The organism is Spirosoma gilvum (assembly GCF_054776815.1).
On record NZ_BAAHBH010000003.1, the window covers coordinates 524,588 to 546,333 of the forward strand.

General features: G+C 49.8%; 13 protein-coding genes. 6 read left to right on the top strand and 7 right to left on the bottom strand.

Annotated features, from left to right (window positions below):
* Positions 1-10: 10 nt before the first annotated feature.
* The 6 genes from ACYVFD_RS10430 to ACYVFD_RS10455 all read right to left on the bottom strand — a co-directional run bounded on the left by ACYVFD_RS10430 (position 11) and on the right by ACYVFD_RS10455 (position 9,881).
* Positions 11-1,351, bottom strand: coding sequence for an endo-1,4-beta-xylanase (locus tag ACYVFD_RS10430; protein WP_461089932.1), 1,341 nt, complete (start codon positions 1,349-1,351; stop codon positions 11-13).
* Positions 1,352-1,379: 28 nt separating this feature from the next.
* Complete coding sequence (locus tag ACYVFD_RS10435; protein WP_461089933.1) at positions 1,380-2,756, bottom strand: endo-1,4-beta-xylanase; 1,377 nt, start codon at positions 2,754-2,756, stop codon at positions 1,380-1,382.
* Entirely contained in the window at positions 2,757-4,166 is a 1,410-nt protein-coding gene (locus tag ACYVFD_RS10440; RefSeq protein ID WP_461089934.1) for a cellulase family glycosylhydrolase, read from the bottom strand.
* Between the two features lie 229 nt (positions 4,167-4,395).
* Positions 4,396-5,847: a RagB/SusD family nutrient uptake outer membrane protein gene (locus ACYVFD_RS10445; protein ID WP_461089935.1), complete on the bottom strand. Its 1,452-nt coding sequence runs from the start codon at positions 5,845-5,847 to the stop codon at positions 4,396-4,398.
* A 102-nt stretch (positions 5,848-5,949) separates the two neighbouring features.
* Positions 5,950-8,946: a SusC/RagA family TonB-linked outer membrane protein gene (locus ACYVFD_RS10450; RefSeq protein WP_461089936.1), complete on the bottom strand. Its 2,997-nt coding sequence runs from the start codon at positions 8,944-8,946 to the stop codon at positions 5,950-5,952.
* Positions 8,947-9,143: 197 nt separating this feature from the next.
* The gene (locus ACYVFD_RS10455; protein ID WP_461089937.1) at positions 9,144-9,881 is read right to left on the bottom strand and encodes an IclR family transcriptional regulator; all 738 of its coding nucleotides are present in this window, start codon (positions 9,879-9,881) and stop codon (positions 9,144-9,146) included.
* 286 nt (positions 9,882-10,167) lie between these two features.
* Between ACYVFD_RS10455 and ACYVFD_RS10460 the strand changes: the two genes are divergently transcribed.
* The 6 genes from ACYVFD_RS10460 to ACYVFD_RS10485 all read left to right on the top strand — a co-directional run bounded on the left by ACYVFD_RS10460 (position 10,168) and on the right by ACYVFD_RS10485 (position 19,598).
* A complete protein-coding gene (locus ACYVFD_RS10460; protein ID WP_461089938.1) occupies positions 10,168-10,779 on the top strand; it encodes an RNA polymerase sigma factor in 612 nt (203 codons plus the stop codon).
* Positions 10,780-10,917: 138 nt separating this feature from the next.
* Complete coding sequence (locus ACYVFD_RS10465) at positions 10,918-12,024, top strand: FecR family protein (RefSeq protein WP_461089939.1); 1,107 nt, start codon at positions 10,918-10,920, stop codon at positions 12,022-12,024.
* 155 nt (positions 12,025-12,179) lie between these two features.
* A complete protein-coding gene (locus ACYVFD_RS10470; protein ID WP_461089940.1) occupies positions 12,180-15,533 on the top strand; it encodes a TonB-dependent receptor in 3,354 nt (1,117 codons plus the stop codon).
* Between the two features lie 17 nt (positions 15,534-15,550).
* Positions 15,551-16,993: a RagB/SusD family nutrient uptake outer membrane protein gene (locus ACYVFD_RS10475; RefSeq protein WP_461089941.1), complete on the top strand. Its 1,443-nt coding sequence runs from the start codon at positions 15,551-15,553 to the stop codon at positions 16,991-16,993.
* Positions 16,994-17,020: 27 nt separating this feature from the next.
* A complete protein-coding gene (locus tag ACYVFD_RS10480) occupies positions 17,021-18,307 on the top strand; it encodes a polysaccharide pyruvyl transferase family protein (protein ID WP_461089942.1) in 1,287 nt (428 codons plus the stop codon).
* Between the two features lie 4 nt (positions 18,308-18,311).
* A complete protein-coding gene (locus ACYVFD_RS10485) occupies positions 18,312-19,598 on the top strand; it encodes a polysaccharide pyruvyl transferase family protein (RefSeq protein WP_461089943.1) in 1,287 nt (428 codons plus the stop codon).
* 51 nt (positions 19,599-19,649) lie between these two features.
* Here the strand turns inward: ACYVFD_RS10485 and ACYVFD_RS10490 are convergent, their stop codons facing one another.
* A complete protein-coding gene (locus ACYVFD_RS10490; RefSeq protein ID WP_461089944.1) occupies positions 19,650-21,674 on the bottom strand; it encodes an alpha/beta hydrolase domain-containing protein in 2,025 nt (674 codons plus the stop codon).
* Positions 21,675-21,746: the final 72 nt, after the last annotated feature.

Genomic DNA, 21,746 nt, shown 5'->3' on the forward strand with positions numbered 1-21,746 from the left:
GATGACCTATTTATAAGTCAAGTTGTACTGTATTGGGCTGGCCCTTTGCCAGTGTAAACGTCTTTTCAATAGTCTTCTTACCGACTGTCACTTTTACGGTATAGTCGCCATAGAAACCCCGAAACGTGATCGGTTTTCCATCAGCTACGGAGGTTGTGAGCGTAGTTTTCCATTCCTTATTAATCAGGTTGTCAAGAATAGTAAAAGCCGGTTTGGGTGAAAAATCGCGGTTGAGCAGCCCACCGTTCCATTTGTCTTCACCCGCCACGGCCGTACCGTCGACGGTGTTCCAGTAAATAATCGCTTCAACTGCCGGATGGCTAAACCAGATTCGGTAGAAGTTTCGCGCCAGTTTGGCCTGCTGTTGCAAACCCGTTTCGTTGTTGGGCAGCGTTGGAAACGTAATTTCCGATACATGCAGGGGTACCCCGAACGAACCGAGCAAATCCATAGCCCGAAACAGTTCGGCAGGCGTGTGAGCCATACCTTTCACCGTATTGTCGAACATGGGCTGTTCAAACAAGTGAAACTGCATCCCGATACCGTCGATACGAGCGCCTTTCAGTTTCAGATTTTCGATCAGCAGGTAATAAGGCGTAAACTCTCGACGGTACCCCTGCCACGAACTGGGCGTATTTTCATTGATAAATAGTCGCGTGCTTTTTGGGAAATAGGCTTGTGCGGCCCGAAAGGCTTTACTGGCATAGTCGGGAGGCATAGGCACTTTATAACGTGAAATCAGTAGCTCGTTCGTTACATCCCAGGTTTTGATGGTTTCGCCGTAGCGCTGGGCCAGTTCCTGAATGTGTCGGTCGATGATCGGCTGCATTTTCGACGTATCGGACGGCATCCAATCGGGAATGGCAAATTGAGATTCATCCCAGACAAGCGTGTGTCCGCGTGGCGTAATGCTATTCTGACGACAAAAGTCGAGCGCTACATCCGTGGGCGGTCGGCGGTAAATGGGTTTACTATCGGCAGTATAGCGCGGTTTTCCCTGCTCAGGCTCCAGCGTTTTCCAATAGAAAGGAATCGTAGCGAGATTGAACATCGACTTAAAAAACGATTCGTATTTTTCGTTTTCCTGCGCTGTCGGAAACCCGTTCAGCATGAAAATATTGGCTCCGAACTGAAACGCATGTTTGGTCTGACGAATGTCGACGGTCGCTTTCCGGATGGGTTTTCCCTGCTTATCGGTCAATGTCAGCATAAAATCGCCCTTCCGATAGGTTTCGATGCCCTGCTGGATACGCGCTTCAATGGCTGGGTCGTTCCACAACGAATCGTAACGAGCTGATTGGGCCAGACTTTGTACCGTGACAAACAGGAAAGTTGCTACCAGACTACGCATAGGCTTATGTAAATTGATAATTAATTTTTCAATCTAACACTACGACCTGGGTGCGGGTACCACTTTTCGGAAACTGGACTTCTTTCTCATATTTCTTGCCGTTTCGCTGTGTCACTAGTTTATACGTACCGTAGAAACCCCGATAACTTACCGCGTTGTTTTTGGGCAATGCCGTCATATTTGTGCGCCACTCCTTGTTAATCAGTCGATCCAGTACATCGTAAGCCGGTTTCTTGGTGAAATCACGATTCATGAGTCCGCCTTTCCATTTGTCTTCGCCGGGAACGATACTTCCGTCGGGTCGGATAGCCGCCGGAGCAGCCGTGCCATCCAGCAAATTCCACCAGATGATGCCTTCAACTTTCGGATGGCTGAACCACAGTTTGTAGTAATTCTCGGTCATGACGGCCTGGTATTCAGGGCCTTTTTCGGATAAAGCGGATACCGTAATTTCGGTGATATGCAGCGGCAGATCGAAGTCGGAATACAGATCGAGCGTGTTGAACAACGTGCTGGGTGTCATAGCTTTGCCCTTCAGGATCTGCTCGTACTCCGGCTCGCTGAAGTTGTGGAACTGTAGGCCGATGGCGTTGATTTTAGCCTTACGGAGCAGCAGGTTTTCGGTAAGTAGATAGTCAGCGTTATATTCACGTCTGTTGCTGCGTCCCCAGATGCCGGTGGTGAAATTGAGTGTAAATACATTGCTACCCGGAAAAACGCGCTCACTTTCCTTAAATGCCTTGAAGGCAAAATCTTTGGGCATCAGCACGTCCGGGTGGCGGTCAGTTACCTCATTGACCACGTCCCAGATCTGAATGTCGTGGCCATACCGCTCCGCAATTTCTCCAATCCGCTTACTGATTTTCTGCTCCATGATTTTTTCGTCCTTCGGTAGCCAGGTCGGTATCGACCAGCGCGGGTTGTCCCACACGAGCGTATGGCCTTTGGGCGTAATGTTGTTCTTCCGGGCAAATTCCAGCACGACATCGGGAGCCGGACGACGGTAGCTGTACGGACTATCTTTGCCAAAGCGGAGTTTACCCGGTTCGGGCTCCAGCTCAGGCCAGTAGAACGGGATCGTTACGAAGTTGAACAGCCGGGCAAAATGCTCTTCGTAGAGTGCATCTTCTTTCGGATTCTTGAATCCTTTCACCATAAAGCCGTTGGCTCCGAAATAAAAATCATGGCGGGTTTGGGTCAGGGAAACCTCGCCGGGCAAAACCGGATTACCATCCTTATCCGTGAACTGAATCGTAAAAGCACCCATCCGATTTTCACGGATACCATCGGCAATGCGTTGTTGAATCGCCGGATCGCTCCATTGAGTTCTATAGTCGTCGGAAAGCTGGGCCGAAACCTGCATTCCCGATAAAGCCAATGCGGTTAAAAGAACAAGTCGTTTCATTTAATCGGTATACAGTTTAACAATGATAGAGCGGGTGAAATCGGGTAGGTTGATCTGTTTCCCGGATACTTTACCCGCTACGTGTTGATCAGTCCAGGGATTGTAGATGTCGATACGTTTAGCAGAAAATAGTTGTTTGGGCAAGCTCACCTTCGTTCGTGTTTGGGCCTGTCTACCCTTCACCAATTCACTCTGCCAATTACTTTGCCCATCCCGAATCCAGAATATGGTTTGCTTCTTTCCCCGAAGCCCGTAAAGCCTCAACCCATCCGGTAGCGACGTCGTGAACGGCACAGCCTGCTGCTGAACCGGATTGAAGTCACGAATTGCTTCGGTGAATCGGCCGAAATGCCACCAGAGGTTATTTTTTTCGACGTACGAATCCCAGTGCCAGCAATGACCTGGCCCGGCAGCGCCGGTAAAAAAGGGGGCGAACAGAATATCGTGCAGCAACGTACCCGACGTATCGCGGGGATACAGCGCCCAGGGACCGGCATGATTCGCTTCGACAGCACCCACTTCGGCTAACAGCACCGGTTTCCCGGTCTGAAAACGCAGCAGTTCTTCCGTAGCCTGGCTGGCCAGGGTGTCCATCGGAGCCTGACAGATTTTCCAGGCCGCTCCCGTATCCAGATAGCGGTGAACCTGGGCCACGTCGTTGTTGGGCAGGGAGGTTATTTGCTGGTACATCGCCCGTTGCGATTCCCGGTCGTAACTACCCAGACTCTGCATGACCAGATGATTTGGAAACAGCGTTTGTAGTTCTCCCAGCATGATTTTGGTCCAGTCTTCCCAGCCTTTGCCACTGACGGCATTCATTTCGTTCCATAGCTCCCACCCAAAAATAGCGGGGTGATTCGCGTAGCGTTCGGCCAGTTTCTTCGCCCGTTTCAGATACAATTGCCGACCGGCTTCGCTGTTCAGATACTGGTTCATATCGTCCAGGGGCCCGCCGTTTGCTGATGCATAGATCGGTCGGTCGAAGGGTACGGAACCGGGAAACATAGCGGGCGAGTTAGTCAGCTTTCGAAAGTTTTCCAGACAGATTTTCAGACGGATGCCATAGCGTTGGGCCAGCGAAAGCAATTGATCGAATCGTTTTAATTTCTGTTCATCGTATTGCCCTGCTTGTTGAGTTTCGATTTCCCAAAAGGGGGCGCTGAGCCAGATTCGTGCGTAATTGCCCCCATTTTCCGACAGCCGACGAAAGTAAAAATCCATCTTCGCCAGCCCGTCGGCTTCGTTGTCGATGAAGCGGGGCCAGCACAGATTCAGCCCAATCGGCACGTAAGTTTTCCCATCCGACGTAGCGAAGTAATGCGGGTTCGTTTTACTGACCTGCACGAACGTCTGGCCCTGCGCGCCTATCGCCCAGATCAGCATCCCCAGCAAAAAAATCAGTCGCTTCATACGTTCGTTCTTATCAAATCAGCTACGTAAATCTATGGAGACACTACAATCAGGTAGCCAACATGGGTCAACTACCTGACCAACCAACCTATCTGTGAAATGAATAATGAATGATGAATGATGAATGATGAATGATGAATAATGAATAATGAATAATGAATAATGAATGATGCAGGCTCGACTCACTACAAACCGTTATTCATTTTACATTCTTCATTATCCATTAACTTTAATACCCCGGATTTTGATCGGTGGGGGCAAGCGACGTATTGTAATTCAACTCCGATACCGGAATGGGCCAGAAGAGGTGTTTGTCGGCAACATCCTTGCCCGTTGCGGCCTTGATGATTTCTTTCAGTTTGGGTGTTCCCAGCCGTTTCAAGTCAAGCCAGCGTTTGGCTTCGTACTGCGTTTCGTAGCCCCGCTCTTTCAGTACCAGATCGTTGAAGGTAGTGGCGTTATAATCAGTCAGTTTAAAGTCGACGTCTGAAGCGGTGGTGGGAGTTTTGCCATACGCCCGCCGATGCACCTGATTCAGGGCTTCCATAGCCGCAGCCGTAGGGCCATTCCCCGCCCGACTAGCCGCTTCGGCGTAAAGCAGGAGAATATCGGCATACCGGTAAACCGGGAAATCGTTACCCGCACCATCTTGTGTAGCGGCTAAAGGGTCCGAGAATTTCTTACAGAGAATGGTATTTTTCCCCAGACCGATATCCCAGCTATACCAGAAGGCCGTTTTCCGCAGGTCTTTATCATCCCAGTTTTTAATGACCGGATTGGTTTGGGTATCGCTGTAGTGCGCATAGAAGCCCCCGGCTCCGTGTAGTTTTGAACCCGGATGATGCGCAAACATCGCCAGATACATGCCCTGCCCCGCCTGACGGGTTTCTTTCAGATACCAGACTTCTTCGGTAGAGGTAACCACTGTTGGCCCAAAAATCTTTGTGTCAAACTCGGTTGCTGTTGTGACGGGCACCAGCGAAAACGCATTGGATTTAATGATTTCATCAGCCTTGTCGCGGGCTTCGGCGTACTGGTTTCGGGTGAAATATACTTCGGCCAAAGCGGCTTTCGCGGCCCATTTGGTAGCTCGTCCTACCTGTGCTCCTTTATCGGGCAGGTTCGTTTCGGCTTCTTTCAGATCACTCAGAATCAGGGTGTATACTTCGTCGGCCGTATTTCGTTTTACGTTCGGTTCAACCAATTGTGCTTCCTTACGGATCGGGACACCTCCCCAGTTTCTGACAAGCCAGAAATAGGCAAAGGCCCGCAGGTATTTAGCTTCGGCCACGTATTTGGTTATATCGGCCTGACTAATGCTTTTTCCCTTGGGGGCATTCTGAATCACCAGGTTCGCGTTCCGTATGGTCAGGTAAAACAACCGCCAGCCTTCGTCAGTACGCGGAATATTGGTACTGTTCAGGCCCTGAAAATCACTCAGCACCTGATAGCTTCCGCGACCATAACTATAATCTGTATACGCTTCAAGCTGAGCACCTAGTTGACCTGTAATGCCATTGGTCGCCCGAAGCTGGGCATAGGCTGCATTAACTGCCGACTCTACTTCACTAGCTGTATTATAAAATGTTTCAACAGCTACAGCTTTGGGCTTTTCAATCAGCTCCTCCTGACAGGACTGAAGCAGACAAAGCACCGGGAGGAAGAATAGTATCTTTTTCATGTATTGAATGATTGAATTGTTGAATGACTGAATTGTCGAGTGATAAAATGATCGCGTAGGTATCCATTCAATCATTCAACAATTCAATCATTCAATCATTGGTTAAAACCCAACTCTGATTCCAAATGTGACGGCTTTCGACGTTGGGTAGCTGTAGTGGTCGATACCCTGACCGATGGAGTTCGCGCTTCCCTGCGAGTTTACTTCGGGGTCCCACCAGGAGTATTTCGTGAGGGTTAGCAGGTTCTGACCACTGGCGTAGATTTGAGCCGACCGCATCCAGTTAACTTTCAACGCCTGTAAGGGCAGATTATAGGCTAACTGAATGGTTCTCAGGCGGAGGTAAGAACCATCCTCCACAAACCGGTTCGAATAGTTGTAGCTGTTGGCGCGGGAAATGACCGGGTACTTAGCATTGGTATTCGTGGGTGTCCAGTGATTGAGGTACACTTCCCGGGGCATATTCAGACCGAAACCGTAGTCGAGTGTGTTGTTGATCGAACTGACGTTGACGAGGTTGTTGCCCTGCGTGCCCTGAATGAATGCCGTGAGCGTAAATCCTTTGAACGACATGACGGAGTTTAAGCCGTAAATAAAATCGGGATTCGGGTTGCCGATGATGGTTTTATCAAGCTGATTGATGACGTTATCGCCATTCAGGTCTTTGTATTTGACCCGCCCCTGATCTGTGTAGCCATCTTCTACGTAGCCATAGAACACGCTCATAGGTTGCCCTTCGCGGAGGAGGTTCGCGGCATCACTGATCAACGTAACGCCTACGCTACCGCCCAGAATATCCTGACCGCCATTGAGCTTCACCACCTTAGAGCGGTTGAAGGCAATGTTGCCGCTCAGGTCCCACTTGAACGCTTTGTCAATAGCTCGGGCCGAGAGTGAAATCTCCAGCCCTTTGTTCTGGATTTGGCCCACGTTTCGGATGGTGCTGGTAAAGCCGAACCCGCTGGGTAATTGGACCGTATTGAGCAGGTCGCGGGTATTCTTGATGTAATAATCGAGTGTCAACTGAAAGCGGTTATTCAGAAAACCAGCGTCGATGCCAAAGTCAAGCTGCTCGGTTGTTTCCCATTTCAGGTTGCCGGGCAGTTGCGTTCCCGGTGCAAATGTATTGTAGAGCGCATCGTCGAAGACGGTCTTTCCGGCAGCGAGATTGTTCTGCGTAGCATAGGCATCAATAGCCTGACTACCCGTTAAGCCCCAGCTTGCCCGCGCTTTCAGGTCGGTCATGAACGTTATGTTTTTCATGAACGCTTCTTCCGACACCCGCCAGGCTAGCGCACCGGATGGGAAATAGCCCCACTTGTTGCCTTCACTATACTTCGATGAACCATCGGCCCGGATGCTGGCCGTGAGCAGGTACTTATTGTTAAAACTGTAATTGACCCGGCCTAGGTACGATAGCAGGGTGCTATACGAATAACTCGTGCCGGGAATACCGGGTGTAGCGGCTGAACCCAAACTGGCCGTTTCGGTAATATCGCTCAGAAAGCCAACGCCCGACGCGCTCAGGGATTTGTTCATGAAATTCTGATACGTAAAACCCGCAACGGCCGAAATGCTGTGTTTCTGCGCAATCGTTTTAATGTAGCTGATGGTATTTTCGCTCAGCAGGCTCATACCCCGTGTTGAGGATACACTGGCGCTGCCCTGCGAATTGATAAATTTGGTCGTCGTATACGTATCGGTACGATCATCACTGTTTTCAATACCCCCCGAAATCTTAATGGCTAATCCATCGAATGGTTTGAAGGTCAGAGCAGCATTGGCCAGTATCCGGTTGGCATCCACATTGTCGGAGAACTGTTCCAGGTAATTGAGCGGATTGATCAATACGTTGGAAATGAATGGATAAGCCGTTGCCAGAACCCGGTATGAGCCATCCGTATTATACGGTGTAAGTGTTGGGGGAGCGGAAATAGCCGCCGAAATCAGTGTGCCGCCCCGGTTACCACCGCCCGAGTTCTGCCGACCGGTCAGAATTTTTGTCAGTGTAGCGCCATAGGTCAAGTTAAACTTCTTACTAACATCCGTCGAAATATTGGCCCGCAGCGAGTAGCGTTTATAATTACTACCTTTGATAATACCGTCCTGATTGAAGATGCTTCCCCCAACCGAGAACCGTGTTTTTTCGGTGCCGCCACTAACGGTCAGATTGTGGGTCTGCATGGGTGCTTTCTGGAAAACCAGATTCTGCCAATCGTAGCCATCGCCAAAGCTATTGATCTGATCCTGGGTAAAATAAGGCGCTACTTTATCGTTGGTAGCCTGCTCATTGTAGAACGTTGCATATTCTTTGGCATTCATCAAGTCGAGCTTTTTGCGAAGCGACTGAATGCTGTAGCTGCCTTCGTAATCGACGGTCATTTTACCGGCTTTCCCTTGCTTGGTTGTAATAATCACCACGCCGTTGGCCCCTCTTGATCCGTAGATGGCCGTAGCCGATGCATCTTTCAGGATTTCGATGCTTTCGATATCCGAGTTGTTAACAATGGTGGGGTTGCTGCCCGATGTAGGAAAACCATCGACTACATACAGTGGCTCGTTGCTTCCCTGAATAGAGTTTGTTCCGCGAATCCGCACACTGATCCCCGCACCCGGTGCCCCCGTGTTCTGTGTCACCTGAACGCCAGGTGCCCGGCCCGACAACGCCTGCAAGACATTGGTAGCCGGAAATGCATCAATTTCTTTCCCTTTTACCTGTGCCAATGAACCTGTCAGGTCTGATTTGCGCACAGTACCATAGCCAACCACTACCACTTCATCCAGTTGCCGGTTATCCACGGACAGTTCAACATTGATCGTTGACTGATTTCCTACGGGTACTTCTTTCATCAGATAGCCTACCGACGAAAAAACCAGTGTAGCATTTGCCTGATTGGCAATAGCAATCCGGTAATTCCCCTCGGCGTCTGTAGTTGTACCGGTTGTCGTGCCTTTCAGTGATACCGTTGAGCCAGGTAGGGATACGTTATCGCCTGCCCCTGTTACCTTCCCTATTATTACCGACTGGGCCCACCCAACCGAGCAACTAAGCAGAGCAGTTAAGCAGACGCTTATCCATCTGCATATAAATTGTTTCATTAGGAGTAAGGTTTAAGGTTAATTTTTATATTATAAAAATTAATTTTATTTTATTACAATAGTAAGGCAGCTTGTGGTTTAACTCCAAATTCTTTCTCGATTTTTCATAAAAAAATTACTCCTAGTATTGAGTGAGCTCATTTTGGTAGACATAAAAAAAAGGCCGAGGCCTTTAAATTATTTGGTGTTAACTTGCTCTATATCAGATTGCTATTTATAAGATCAGCACATTTTTGGAGCGATAGTAACAATTTCCGTTTATCCATCGCCATATAGCGATACTCCGGCAGGTAAATGCTGAGACTCGATACGACCAGACCATTTTTATAAATCGGTACAGCAAGCCCTATTACATGTCGATTGGGAATGGTTTGCAGGGCTAACTTTTCCTGACGTATTAACGATAAGGCGTCATACAACTGAACTTCGGACTGTATTTCTGGCCATGAATCTCCAGTAGGAAGACCGTATCTACTGACAAAACGCTGAATTTTGTCTTTAGGTAGCATAGCTAGCAAGAGCCGCCCTGAGGCCGAATCATACACAGGTTTTATATCGGCAGTGCGTACCTGTAAATCCTGCTCAGCAAACGTCCTGTGGATCACAACGCGCTGATTATCTTTAAGTATGGCTAACAGGCAGTTTTCGTTAACTGATTGAGTTAGTTCTTCCATGGGCTCACGAGCGGCTTCGAGCAAATCTTTTTGATACGCTTCGTTCCCAGTGAGCGCATAGGATTTGGAGCCAAGTAAGTAGCCTTTCTTCGTACCTATCTGTTCGACATAACCGCGAGCGACCAGGGTTTTTAGAATATTGGCGCAGGTCCCATGATTTAAACTAAGTCCATCCGCTAGTTCGCCTAGTGATTTGGGTTGTTCAGGTTCATTCGCGATTAATTCCAGCAAGTCCAGCGCCCGATTTATTACTTGAATCATTTTTCTGTAATTTTATAATACAAAATTATTCTAATAAATGAGAAAATAAAGCATAAGGATAAATGTCTATTAGATATGAACCGAACTCCTCTGATGTTTATGAGAAGTTTGAGCGATTTTAAGACTTATTCCCGATGAGTCGCGAGAGGAATTGTACACGTTACAGCCGATGGCTATGGTAGAAAACCAGTCACTATGCTTTTTTTATTTAGTCGGCTATCTGGTTTGCAGCTTCCTTTAACCCTCACCAGTCTGTAACGCTACCCTTCATTAAATTGGTCTCTTCATGAAAACGCATGTACAAACTCAGGCCAATCTGGATTTACTGTACTGGCAGCAGTTACAAGGTGGTAGTGAATTGGGCTTAAAAAAACTCATCGAACGCTATTTCAATCCCTTACAGAACTATGGTTATAAATTCATTCGGGATGAGGATTTCGTAAAAGACTGCGTTCAGGAGGTTTTTATTGAAATCTGGAATCGTCGGGCGCGTATTAGTACGCCAGAAAGTGTGCGGGCATACCTGCTGGGTTCGGTGCGGAAACGGGTGTTGCGTGAGGGGTTCCGTCAGCGCATTAACCGGGATGATGAAGCCACCGATCTCGAAAATGACCTGACCTTTGTGGAGTTCTCCCCCGAATGGTCGGTGATTGAGCAGGAAAGCCTGGCCGAGACGACGCAGCGTATTTCGGATTCATTGAATCAGTTGCCAAAGCGGCAGCGCGAAGTGATTTATCTCCGGTATTATCAGAATCTGGATCGGGACGAAATCGCCGACATTATGGGTGTCAATCCGCAGTCGGTGTCGAACTTATTACAGGTGGCCTTTAAAACATTTCGGGAAAACTGGGCGGGTGCCGTACTGCTGGCAACCTGGCTGCGCGATGTGTCTTTCTGAAAAATACATCAACGAATGAGTATCCCGACCGCTTAGCTGCCATCTGTATATAGTGGGCTGTTGAATCAAAGGATGTGAATAGGTCTATAATCCAGTTTTTGATCCGTTAGAGTAGGGCATTCCACCCAATATTTTCTCATGAAAAACGCCCATTATCGAGACTACAGCGTAGATGACCTGACTGAGGACGAACTGTTCCGGGACTGGGTGATCAACCGTAACAGCCAGAGTGAAGTGTTTTGGCTGGAATGGCTGGCCGAAAATGCGGATTGTGCTGATAAGGTACAACTGGCTAAGGCGTTTTTGCTGGCGCTCGAAGAGAAAGATACAGGCCTGTCGCCAGTCGAACTGGATGACATCTTTGCCAGCATCATTCACGACAGTCGACCGGCTCTAATTCCACTCTGGCAACGACCTGCTTTGCGCGTAGCAGCTACGGTTTTGCTGATGCTGGGCGTGGGGTATTTTGCTTTTACTTACTTCCTAAATTCAGATGCCAGGCAGCCTACTCATCAAGTGGTGGCTTCACTGAAAGATATTAGCCCCGCACTGGCGAGTGATTTTATCGAAATTAGTAACGAAAATGCCAAACCCCGAACGTTCCTGTTGCAGGACAGTAGCCGTATCGTGCTCTATCCACATGGAAAACTGCGGTATCCGAAGCAGTTTGACGCCAATAAGCGTGAAGTTTACCTGACCGGACAAGCCTTTTTTGCTGTCAAGCGAAATCCCAAAAAGCCATTCTGGGTCTATACTGACCAGATTTCGACCCAGGTTTTAGGCACCAGTTTTCTCGTGACAACTGATGCCAGCCAGGCAAAAGTGGCGGTTCATTCGGGCCGGGTGTCGGTCTATATGCGTACCGATGTAAAGCGTGAACAACAGCCTGGAAAGCATGAATCGGCCGGTGTCGTCCTGACGCCAAACCAGCAGGTGGTGTTCTCTATGACTGAAAAACGACTGATAAAATCGGTGGTTGAGCAGCCAATTACCTTACAGAAAGTGCCTGTAAACGACTATATTTTTGATGAGGCACCCATCACGCAAGTGTTTGCCTTACTCGAAAAAACGTACGGATTGCCCGTCGTATATGATGCGTCGAGCCTGGAAAACTGCTATCTGACTGCCAACCTAACGGGTGAATCACTCTTCGACAAACTGAACCTGATCTGCAAAATTACCCGGTCATCGTACGAGCTGGTCGATGGCCAGATTGTCATCCACAGCAAAGGATGTGAAAAATAAATACCTGATAATTAGTTGGTTAAACTAGGGAAATAAATTTTTCCTAAAAATAATCACAAAAAACAGTATCTACTTCTTGTTGCTGCTATCCATGAGCAAACCCTTTATATCTCATGGATAGATTTTATAGAAATTTACGTCCATTTCAGGAGCTTATGAAACTCTCGGTTATTCAGTTGCTGATAACCATCCTGTTCATGGGTGCGACCTATGCACACAATGCACGTGGGCAGGAAGTTCTTAATCAGCGCATCTCGCTTAAAACCGAAAAAACGAACCTGAAGAAGGCGCTGGTAACGCTGGAGCGATCGACCGAGGTACTTTTTGTGTACAATCCCCGAGAGATTCCCGTGAATCAAAAAGTAATGCTCGATTCGCGTTTTTCCACCCTTAAAGAGGCCCTCAATGAGTTGCTAACTCCGTTGCACATTCGGTATGAAGTGGCTGGTAAACAGATTATACTATTCAGGAATGATAACCAGGGGGCTATTCCCATTCCGAATTCATTGAATTTCACCGAACAAGTAGCTGACGTAACGATTACAGGTACGGTTGTAGACGATAAAGGGGAGGGTCTGCCGGGGGTGAGCGTATTGGTGAAAGGAACCCAACGCGGAACATCGACCAACACGGAGGGGAAGTATCAGATTGCTGTACCGGACGAATCGGCAGTGCTGGTTTTTAGTTTCGTCGGTTTTCAGACCCAGGAGCTAACCGTTGAAAAACGCAGCCGAATCGACATCACGCTCAAAACCGACAATAAGAATCTGGACGAGGTGGTGGTGGTAGGCTACGGTACCGTCAAAAAAAGCGACCTGACTGGAGCCGTTGCTAAAGTAGGAGAGGCTAATATTAAAGCCACGCCCATCCCTTCTCTCGACCGGGCTATGCAGGGTCGGGCAGCGGGCGTACAGGTCATTACAAATTCGGCCCGGCCGGGTGGTAGTGCCACGATTCGCATTCGGGGTTCTGGCTCCGTTAACGCCAGTAATGACCCGCTCTACGTCATCGACGGCTTCCCGACGGGAAACCTGAATTCTATCAATACGGATGATATTGAAAGTATTGAGGTGCTGAAAGATGCGTCAGCGACTGCTATTTATGGTTCGCGGGGCTCGAATGGCGTGGTTCTGGTCACGACCAAACGGGGTAAAGCCGGTAAAACCGTCATCAGCTACGATGGCTATTACGGAGTTCAATCGGTACGGCGTACGATTCCGTTACTGAATGCGCAGCAATTTGCCGATTTCGTCAACGAAGCGCGGGTAAATGGAGGAGCTAAACCGTATTTCGATGGCTCTACGGCTGATCAACCACTCCCAACAACGCTAGGAGCCGGAACGGATTGGCAATCGCTTATTTTTCAGCAGGCTCCCATTCAGAGTCACCAGATTTCGGCATCGGGCGGTTCCGATAAATCCCGGTATGCGGTTTCGTTTGGGTATTATGATCAGCAGGGGATTATCCTGAACTCGAATTTCAAACGGTACACCTTACGCGCCAACCTCGACAATAACCTGACATCGCGCTTAAAAGCGGGACTGACTATCCAGGGGGCGTTTACAACGGGAAACAATGCCAAAACAGAAGTGGATGGCAACAATGGGGGTGGGGTAACCAGTGCTGCGCTCAGCTATGCGCCCAATTTTCCGGTTTACAATGCCGATGGGAGCTACTACAAAAACACCGGCGCATTGAATGGCTATGGCGTTGATAACCCGTTATCCATTGCGAATGAAATCACAAATACGGGCACTACGATTCGGTTACTGGCCAATTCGTTTCTGGATTATACTATTATTGACGGTCTGAATTTTCGGACCAGCTTCGGAGCCGATCTTCAAAATATAAAAACTAATTTTTACGCGACCCGGCTCACCACTGCCGGTGCTACATTGGGAGGAAGCGCTTCGGTCGGTAATACCCAGACTATTGGCTGGCTGAATGAAAATACGCTGAATTACACCCGGCAGTTAGCTCCTCGTCACAGCCTGAGTGCACTGCTGGGCTATACCATTCAGGGGCTTGCTACTGAAACCGTTACCGCCAACGCCAATACCTTTTCCGACGATTTTGCCGAGTTCAATAACCTAGCTGCCGGTTCGTCGTTGGTAGCGCCGAATTCGGGGTCTAGTGACTGGCGACTGATTTCCTATATTGCCCGGATCAATTATGGGTTCGATGATCGCTTCCTGCTGACGCTGACGGGTCGGCGGGATGGTTCCAGCCGGTTCGGACCGAATCAGAAATTTGGTTTTTTCCCGTCGGGAGCGCTGGCCTGGAAACTGGCGAATGAGAAATGGATGAAAAATCTGACGGCCATTTCCGACGCTAAACTGCGCTTGAGCTATGGCTTATCAGGCAATCAGGAAATTGGGAATTACCAGTACTTAGCCAATATCAGTACGACACCCTACATTTTGGGCGGCACGCTCAATACGAGCGCATACACAGCAGGTGTTGCCAATCCTGACCTTCGGTGGGAGAAAAATGCCCAGTTCGACGCGGGTGTAGATTTTGGATTGCTCAATAACCGCGTTCAGGTGACAGCCGATTATTATATCAAGAATACGTCCGATCTGCTTTTTAGAGTTGGCATTCCAACTTCGTCGGGTTTTTCGAACACGCTTAAGAATATCGGCAGTGTACAGAATAAAGGGTTTGAACTTTCGCTGAGTACCGTCAATGTCGACCGGGGAGGCTTTCGCTGGACATCAGAATTTAACATCACCTTTAACCAGAACAAAATCCTGACGCTCGACGGTCGGCAACAGTTTACGACCGGGACCGATGCTCAGATTTTCAATACGACGGTTAACCCGATTCTGTTGAAAGTGGATAGTCCGCTGGGCAATTTCTATGGGCGGGTTGCGGATGGCATTTTTCAGAATCAGGCCGAAATCGATGCGTCGGCCCAGAAAGGCAGTGCTAAACCCGGCGACATACGCTACAAAGACCTCAACGGCGATGGTGTTATCAATGACAATGACCGCGATATTATCGGCAATGCGAATCCGAAGTCGTTTGGTGGATTTAATAACACCTTTTCCTACAAAGGTTTCGATCTGAATATTTTCATTCAGGGCAATTACGGCAACAGCATTTTAAACTACGGTAGCTTCGATTTACTGAACCTGACGGGCGGCAATAATCAATCGGCCCGCGTACTGGATCGCTGGACACCCACGAATCCCAGCAACGAAATTCCCAGAGCCAACAGCGCGGGTGGCTCCCGAATTTTATCGAGTTTTCAGGTTGAAGATGGCTCGTACTTACGATTCAAAAATATCTCCCTGGGTTATACGATCCCCAAAACGCTGCTTACCCGCTTGTCTATGACATCGGCCCGAATCTACGTGACGGCGCAGAACTGGTTCACCATCACGAACTACACCGGCTACGACCCCGAAGTAAACCGCTATGGTAGTTCGTCGCTCAGCCAGGGGTTAGATTATGGTGCGTACCCAGCTGCCAAAACAGTACTCGTTGGCTTAAATCTGAAATTTTAACCTACTCGCTGAAAGCCATGAAATTCAAATATATAGCCCCTGTAGTGGCGCTTTTTCTGACGGCCTGCGAAAAGCAACTGGACCTCTCGCCCGTCACCAATCTGACCAACGTTACCTATTATAAAACCGCCGAAGATGCGAAAGCTGCGGTGGGTGCCTGCTACGCACAAATTGGTGGTACCGATCCATTTCTGGACCTGGTTACGACCGATGATGCCATTCCGTTTCTGACCGGATCGGCCGACCGACCCTTGCTTTGGCGGTATAATATTACGCCCTCCAACACCTTTGTGTCGCAATTCGCGGGTGCCTATATTGGCATTAACCGATCCAATATTGTGATTGGTCGATTGCCGGGCATTGCGATGGATGAAAGCCTGAAAAGCCGGTACATCGCCGAAGCGAAATTTTTACGGGCCCTGCATTATTTCAACCTCGTCCGTCAGTACGGCGACGTGCCCATTGTCACGACCGAAACAACCTCACTGGAAGGCCTGGGCGTTACGCGGCAACCCGTTGATAAGGTTTATGAGCTGATTGAGGCCGACCTGAAAGACGCGGAGAGTGTGCTACCTAAAAGCTATCCGGCCAGCGAATCCGGCCGGGCTACGCTTGGTGCGGCAAAAGGCATTCTGGCGAAAGTATATCTGACACGGGCGGGTACAACGGCCGGTTCGCCTTACTGGGCGCAGGCAGCCGTGAAAGCCAAAGAAGTGATGGATCTGGGGGTTCATGATCTGTATGCCAACTTTGCCGATGCGTTTGCGTTGACCGCACGGGGTGGAAAAGAGAACATTTTTGAGATTCAGTACCTGACCGATGTAAAAGGCCATGGCGATGGACGTGGCTATGGAGTTCGTTCAGCGCCCATTTATCCCGGCACCGGTTCGGGCATTGCCCGCCCTACCGTCCAACTGTATAACCTGTATTCGGACAAGGACACGCGCAAAGCGGTGACCTTCCTGACCTCGTATACATACAATGGCGTAACGACCAATCTGTCCATTTCGGACCCTGATTTCACCAAGGCCATATCGTTTCAGAAACTGTGGGACAAAACGTCCAAAGTCGCTGGGGGAGAAGGGACGAGCAAACCGATTCTGCGCTATTCCGATGTGCTGCTGATGTTTGCCGAAGCAACCAACGAAACCAATAAAGCCCCTACGGCTGAGGCCTATGCCGCTGTAAACAAGGTTAGAACGCGGGCAGGCTTAGAACCATTATCGGGCCTGACGTATCAGCAATTCAAGGAAGCGGTTTGGCTGGAGCGTCGGCTGGAGTTAGTGTTCGAAAACAGCCGACGCTACGATCTGCTCCGAACCGGGCGCCTGCTCGATGCGGTAAAAGCTGAGACCAGTTTTGCCCGCAACCCGACCATACAGCCTTTTCACGTGCTGATGCCGATTCCGCAAAACGACATGGATGCGAACCCAAACCTGACACAAAATCCTGGCTATTAATACTTCGCAGCAACTGACTAACAACTTATGACAAACCGTCGAGACTTTCTTAAACAAACTCCGGCCCTGATTAGCCTGCTGACAAGCTTTCCGGCTCTGGCCCAATCAACCAACAATCGGGCTGCGAAAAAATCGATCATCCTCCGTTCGTCCTGGCAAACGGTCAACATTGGCGATATTGGCCATACGCCCGGTGTATTGGCTCTTCTCGAAAAATACCTGCCCAATGTAGAGGTTCGCTTATGGCCGTCTAGTGTCGATAATGGCGTCGATGAACTACTGCGTCGGCGATTCCCGAAGGTGCCGATCATCAAAACACCGGACGAAATTGCGCTGGCGATGAAAGAATGCGTGTTTTTGCTGCATGGTTCCGGCCCCTCACTGGTGGCTCGCAACGACGTAAATCGGTGGGACAAAGAAACGGGTAAGCCTTTTGGTGTTTATGGGATTACGTTTCCCGGTGTCTATAGCAACGACCCCAAAGCGGCTGTAACGCCCAATCCAATCGACGTTGAGTTACTGAGTAAAGCTCGCTTTGCCCTTTTCCGGGATTCGGTATCGCTGGAGTTCGCCAAAAAGAATGGCGTTACTAGCCCTGTTATGGAGTTTTGCCCCGATGGTGCATTCGGTGTGGATTTACGGAACGACCAGGCTGCCACCACATTTCTGAACGAGCATGGGCTCGAAGAAGGGAAATTTATGTGTGTGATTCCGCGCACCCGCTTTACGCCTTATTGGGAAATCCCGGCTAAAAAAACACCCTTTGACGAAAAGCGGGACGCCCGAAACAAGGAAATGCGCGAACACGATAATGCACCCCTTCGGGAAGCCATAATTCAGGTTGTACGTCAGACACCGATGAAAATTCTAATTTGCCCGGAAGATGAAACGCAGGTGAAACTGGGCAAGGAAATCCTGCTGGACAAACTCCCCGATGATGTCAAAGCGAAAGTGGTCTGGCGCGACCACTACTGGCTGACCGACGAAGCGGTGAGTACCTACATCCGCTCGGCGGGGATTTTTGGTCTGGAAATGCATTCGCCAATTATGTGTATTGGTAATGGTATTCCAGCCATTGTCGGGCGCTTCTTCGAGCAGACGAGCAAAGGGTTTATGTGGCGGGATATTGGCCTGGGCGACTGGCTCTTCGACATGGATAACGAACAGGATATTGCCCGCTATGCACCGACGGTACTGGCGATGGCAAAAGACCCCAAAGCCGCCAAAGCAAAAGCCACCAAAGCCCGCAAATTTGTGGAACAACGCCAGCGCGAAACGATGGGCCTAGTCAAAAAGAATGTAATCGCTGTTTAAACCGATGCAGGATCGTAGAACTTTTTTGAATCAGTTCCCGGCATTAGTTGGACTACTGGCGAGTGTTCCGGCGTTGGCGCAATCGGCCAATGGCGGAACACTCGCCAAGAAATCGATCATTCTTCGTTCGTCCTGGCAAACCGAGAACATTGGCGACATTGGTCATACACCCGGTGTATTAGCGCTGTTGGAAAAATACCTGCCCGATGTGGACGTACGGCTGTGGCCATCGAACGTTGAAAATGGCGTGGCGGAAATGTTGCGAAAACGCTTTCCAGCCGTTCCCATTATCCGAACGCCTGATGAAATTAACCGTGCATTTTCGGACTGTGTCTTTCTGCTGCATGGATCGGGGCCTTCGCTAGTGGCTCGCAAGGATGTGGAACGCTGGGCGAAGGAAACAGGCAAGCCGTACGGCATTTATGGGATTACCTTTCCGGGAAATTATGGGTTTCCAGAAGAGCGCGATAAAGTCAATCCGATTGATATTGACCTGTTGAACAACGCTAAATTTGCCTATTTCCGGGATTCGGTTTCGCTGGAATTTGCCAAACAAAAAGGCGTTCATTGCCCCATTATGGAGTTTTGCCCCGATGGCGCGTTTGCCGTCGATGTGAAAAACGATCCGGCTGCCATCGCGTTTCTGAACGAACACGGTCTGGAACAGGGTAAGTTTTTGTGTGCCATTCCGCAGTATCGGTTCTCGCCCTGGTGGGAACTTCCCAGCAAGAAACAGGCACCCAACGAAGTCCGACGAGCGTACAACGACAAGATGAAAGAGCAGGATAATGCGCCCATCCGTGAAGCCATTATCGCGGTTGTCCGGCAAACGGCCATGAAAGTTCTTCTCGTTCCCGAAAACGAAACCCAGGTTCGCATCGGGAAGGAAATGCTCTACGATCCACTCCCCGACGATGTGAAGGCCAACGTAGTCTGGCGTGATCATTACTGGCTGACCGACGAAGCGGTGAGTACCTACATTCGCTCGGCCGGGTTATTCGGCATCGAGATGCATTCGCCCATCATGTGCATCGCCAACGGCATTCCGGCCATTGTCTGCCGGTTCGATGAGCAGACGAGTAAAGGCTATATGTGGCAGGATATTGGCCTGAACGACTGGCTGTTCGATATGGATACGCCGAAGGATGTCGCCCGGATTGTGCCCGCTGTACTGGCGATGGCGAAGGACCCTAAAGCCGCCCAACTGAAAGTAGCCAAAGCCCGCAAATTCGTAGAACAGCGCCAGCGCGAAACGATGGACGTGTTAAAGAAAAACGTACGATCAGCCTGAGGTTGGTCGAACCGATTTCCGCCCGTGCAGAAACTTGGCGCGATATGTTACTTAGTTTAACACTGTGCTGGCTTCAGCATCCCGGATATAGTACTGGGCATCGTCTGACAGAAGTAGTCGTTGTTGTAGCAGGCGCTGTACCACAGCGCTTACGGCGTCGATGTAGCCTTTATGTGAATGGTATCGTTCTTCCAGCGACAGGCGAGGGTCGTTGGCGGCAAGTCGTTCTGCTTTCGTGGCCTTAAATGGTATTTGTTGACCAGCCCCTTCGCAGCCTTCATTTTCGCCGAATTCGGCCCGACGAAGTGCCCAGCCTGTTGTTGTTGCGGTTGGGGCAGCTACCGGGGGTAAGCGTACACCAGCTACTTCGTTGCCATCTGCATCGACTTTCGACACAAAACTGGTGTAGACAGGACGGCCTTCTACCTTCGGCGGGTTGATGGCGAGAACGCCTTGCTCAGTTGCTCTGCCAAAGTCGAGTTGGTAGCGGGTGGTAATCAGCCCCGTATAGGTAACACCGGGAATGGTTGGCCAGCCTAGGGTAGGTTGCGGAATGATGCCCGTTTGAGAGCCGGGCTGTGGGAGCGCGACAGCCGCCGTTCCCGCTGATTGGCGCGGTACAGCACTGGCAGGTGGGGCAACGCCTTTCGTAACCCACTCATCGAGCGCAACGAATAAGGCCCGAAGGAGAGGATCGGCATTGGTCGGATTCTGAAATTGCTGACATAGCCCACGCGAAGCGCCATTTCCAGCACCATGTTGCGCGCCCGATACCAGAAAGAAGCGAACATTATCCGGGTCGGGTACGTCATTGCCTTTCGGATCGGTATGCAGTAGTGAAGCGGCTTTTACCCAATACTCATTGGCCGAGTTGACTTCAAGGACTTTGGGGCAGGTGTTGCTGGTTGTACAGGCCCCAATCCGACCGGCTGTTTTACCCGTAATTGGGTCAGTGAGAACAGGGTAAGCGAACGGGAACAGCGCTTCGGGATACAGATGATTTTGCCGGTTGCGTTCGGTTCGGGAAGGTTGGGCAAATCGAACATTCAACCCGATACCACTGCCACCGCCCAGCCAGTTTTCGATGCCATCCAGAACCCGTCGCCCTTGTTCATCGGCATTGAAACCGAGCGTTTGGAAATCGTTCAGGTAGCGGGCGGGCTGCGAAATGGCAAACGAATAGGTAAACTGCACATCATTGGCCAGCGGGTTCGGATTTCCGGCATCATCGGCCCTGGCATAACGTAAAAACGAAACAAAATCGCGGGTGGCGGCAAAGCCAATTCCGGCCACTACCGGATTCTGGGCCGTGTAGCTAAATTCGTAAATAGCACTTTGTTTAAAAGGAGTTCCAGCAGGCAGCAGCCGAATGGTTCGATCATCCACAAATTCCCAGCCCTCAGCCGGAATCACTGTTGGCGAATCGGACAAATGCTGCCGGATAGTAAGCGTAGCCTGGGCTTTATTCAGCGTGGCCGTTGGGTAGGCCAGCGTATAACCGGTAGTAGTCGCGTTGTCGTACACAATGTATTCGTACGAAGGGCCGGTAATTGGCGATCCATCAGCCTGTTTGGCAACCGGAACGGTAAGGGTAAGGTTGTTATTAGTTGGGGTGGCCGATGGGTCCCAACCGTTCCAGACTATTGTATAGCCCCGATTCATCAGGAAGCCTTCGCCAGCATCAGCGGCTGTCGTTGGGTCGTTTCCCCCACTACTTTTGTTGAAACCACCGAATAACTTGCCTCCCCGGTTATTCACTTCCAGAAACAGCTTGTGAGCACCCTTTGAAAGATCGATCGGCTTCAGAATATAAATATCCATTGAGTACTCGACCATGCCTTTTGCATTGCGGGGGGCCAGTTTGAGGTCCGTGATCAGGGCATTTTGTGGACTGTTTGGGTCGAGTTCACCATAGGCTTTGCCCCGTAGTTTTTCGTAGGTCCCCACTTGTCCAAATACTTTCCCGTCGAACGTTGGGGTTTGTCGACTGGTAATCTCAATGCGAACGATGCGAGCTTGAACTACCCTGGAGAATAACAACAGAATAGCATACAAAATAGCGGTGGGTCGATTCATAGGGGAGCGGCATTTTGGTAAGAAACCACTTTTCTTACTCGTCTACTTATCTGATTGCGAATAAGCAAAGGG

What these genes read in the sequence shown, in the direction of transcription:
- ACYVFD_RS10430 (WP_461089932.1), bottom strand. Translation starts at nt 1,351, where the DNA reads ATGCGTAGTCTGGTAGCAACTTTCCTGTTTGTCACGGTACAAAGTCTG.
- ACYVFD_RS10435 (WP_461089933.1), bottom strand. Translation starts at nt 2,756, where the DNA reads ATGAAACGACTTGTTCTTTTAACCGCATTGGCTTTATCGGGAATGCAG.
- ACYVFD_RS10440 (WP_461089934.1), bottom strand. Translation starts at nt 4,166, where the DNA reads ATGAAGCGACTGATTTTTTTGCTGGGGATGCTGATCTGGGCGATAGGC.
- ACYVFD_RS10445 (WP_461089935.1), bottom strand. Translation starts at nt 5,847, where the DNA reads ATGAAAAAGATACTATTCTTCCTCCCGGTGCTTTGTCTGCTTCAGTCC.
- ACYVFD_RS10450 (WP_461089936.1), bottom strand. Translation starts at nt 8,946, where the DNA reads ATGAAACAATTTATATGCAGATGGATAAGCGTCTGCTTAACTGCTCTG.
- ACYVFD_RS10455 (WP_461089937.1), bottom strand. Translation starts at nt 9,881, where the DNA reads ATGATTCAAGTAATAAATCGGGCGCTGGACTTGCTGGAATTAATCGCG.
- ACYVFD_RS10460 (WP_461089938.1), top strand. Translation starts at nt 10,168, where the DNA reads ATGAAAACGCATGTACAAACTCAGGCCAATCTGGATTTACTGTACTGG.
- ACYVFD_RS10465 (WP_461089939.1), top strand. Translation starts at nt 10,918, where the DNA reads ATGAAAAACGCCCATTATCGAGACTACAGCGTAGATGACCTGACTGAG.
- ACYVFD_RS10470 (WP_461089940.1), top strand. Translation starts at nt 12,180, where the DNA reads ATGAAACTCTCGGTTATTCAGTTGCTGATAACCATCCTGTTCATGGGT.
- ACYVFD_RS10475 (WP_461089941.1), top strand. Translation starts at nt 15,551, where the DNA reads ATGAAATTCAAATATATAGCCCCTGTAGTGGCGCTTTTTCTGACGGCC.
- ACYVFD_RS10480 (WP_461089942.1), top strand. Translation starts at nt 17,021, where the DNA reads ATGACAAACCGTCGAGACTTTCTTAAACAAACTCCGGCCCTGATTAGC.
- ACYVFD_RS10485 (WP_461089943.1), top strand. Translation starts at nt 18,312, where the DNA reads ATGCAGGATCGTAGAACTTTTTTGAATCAGTTCCCGGCATTAGTTGGA.
- ACYVFD_RS10490 (WP_461089944.1), bottom strand. Translation starts at nt 21,674, where the DNA reads ATGAATCGACCCACCGCTATTTTGTATGCTATTCTGTTGTTATTCTCC.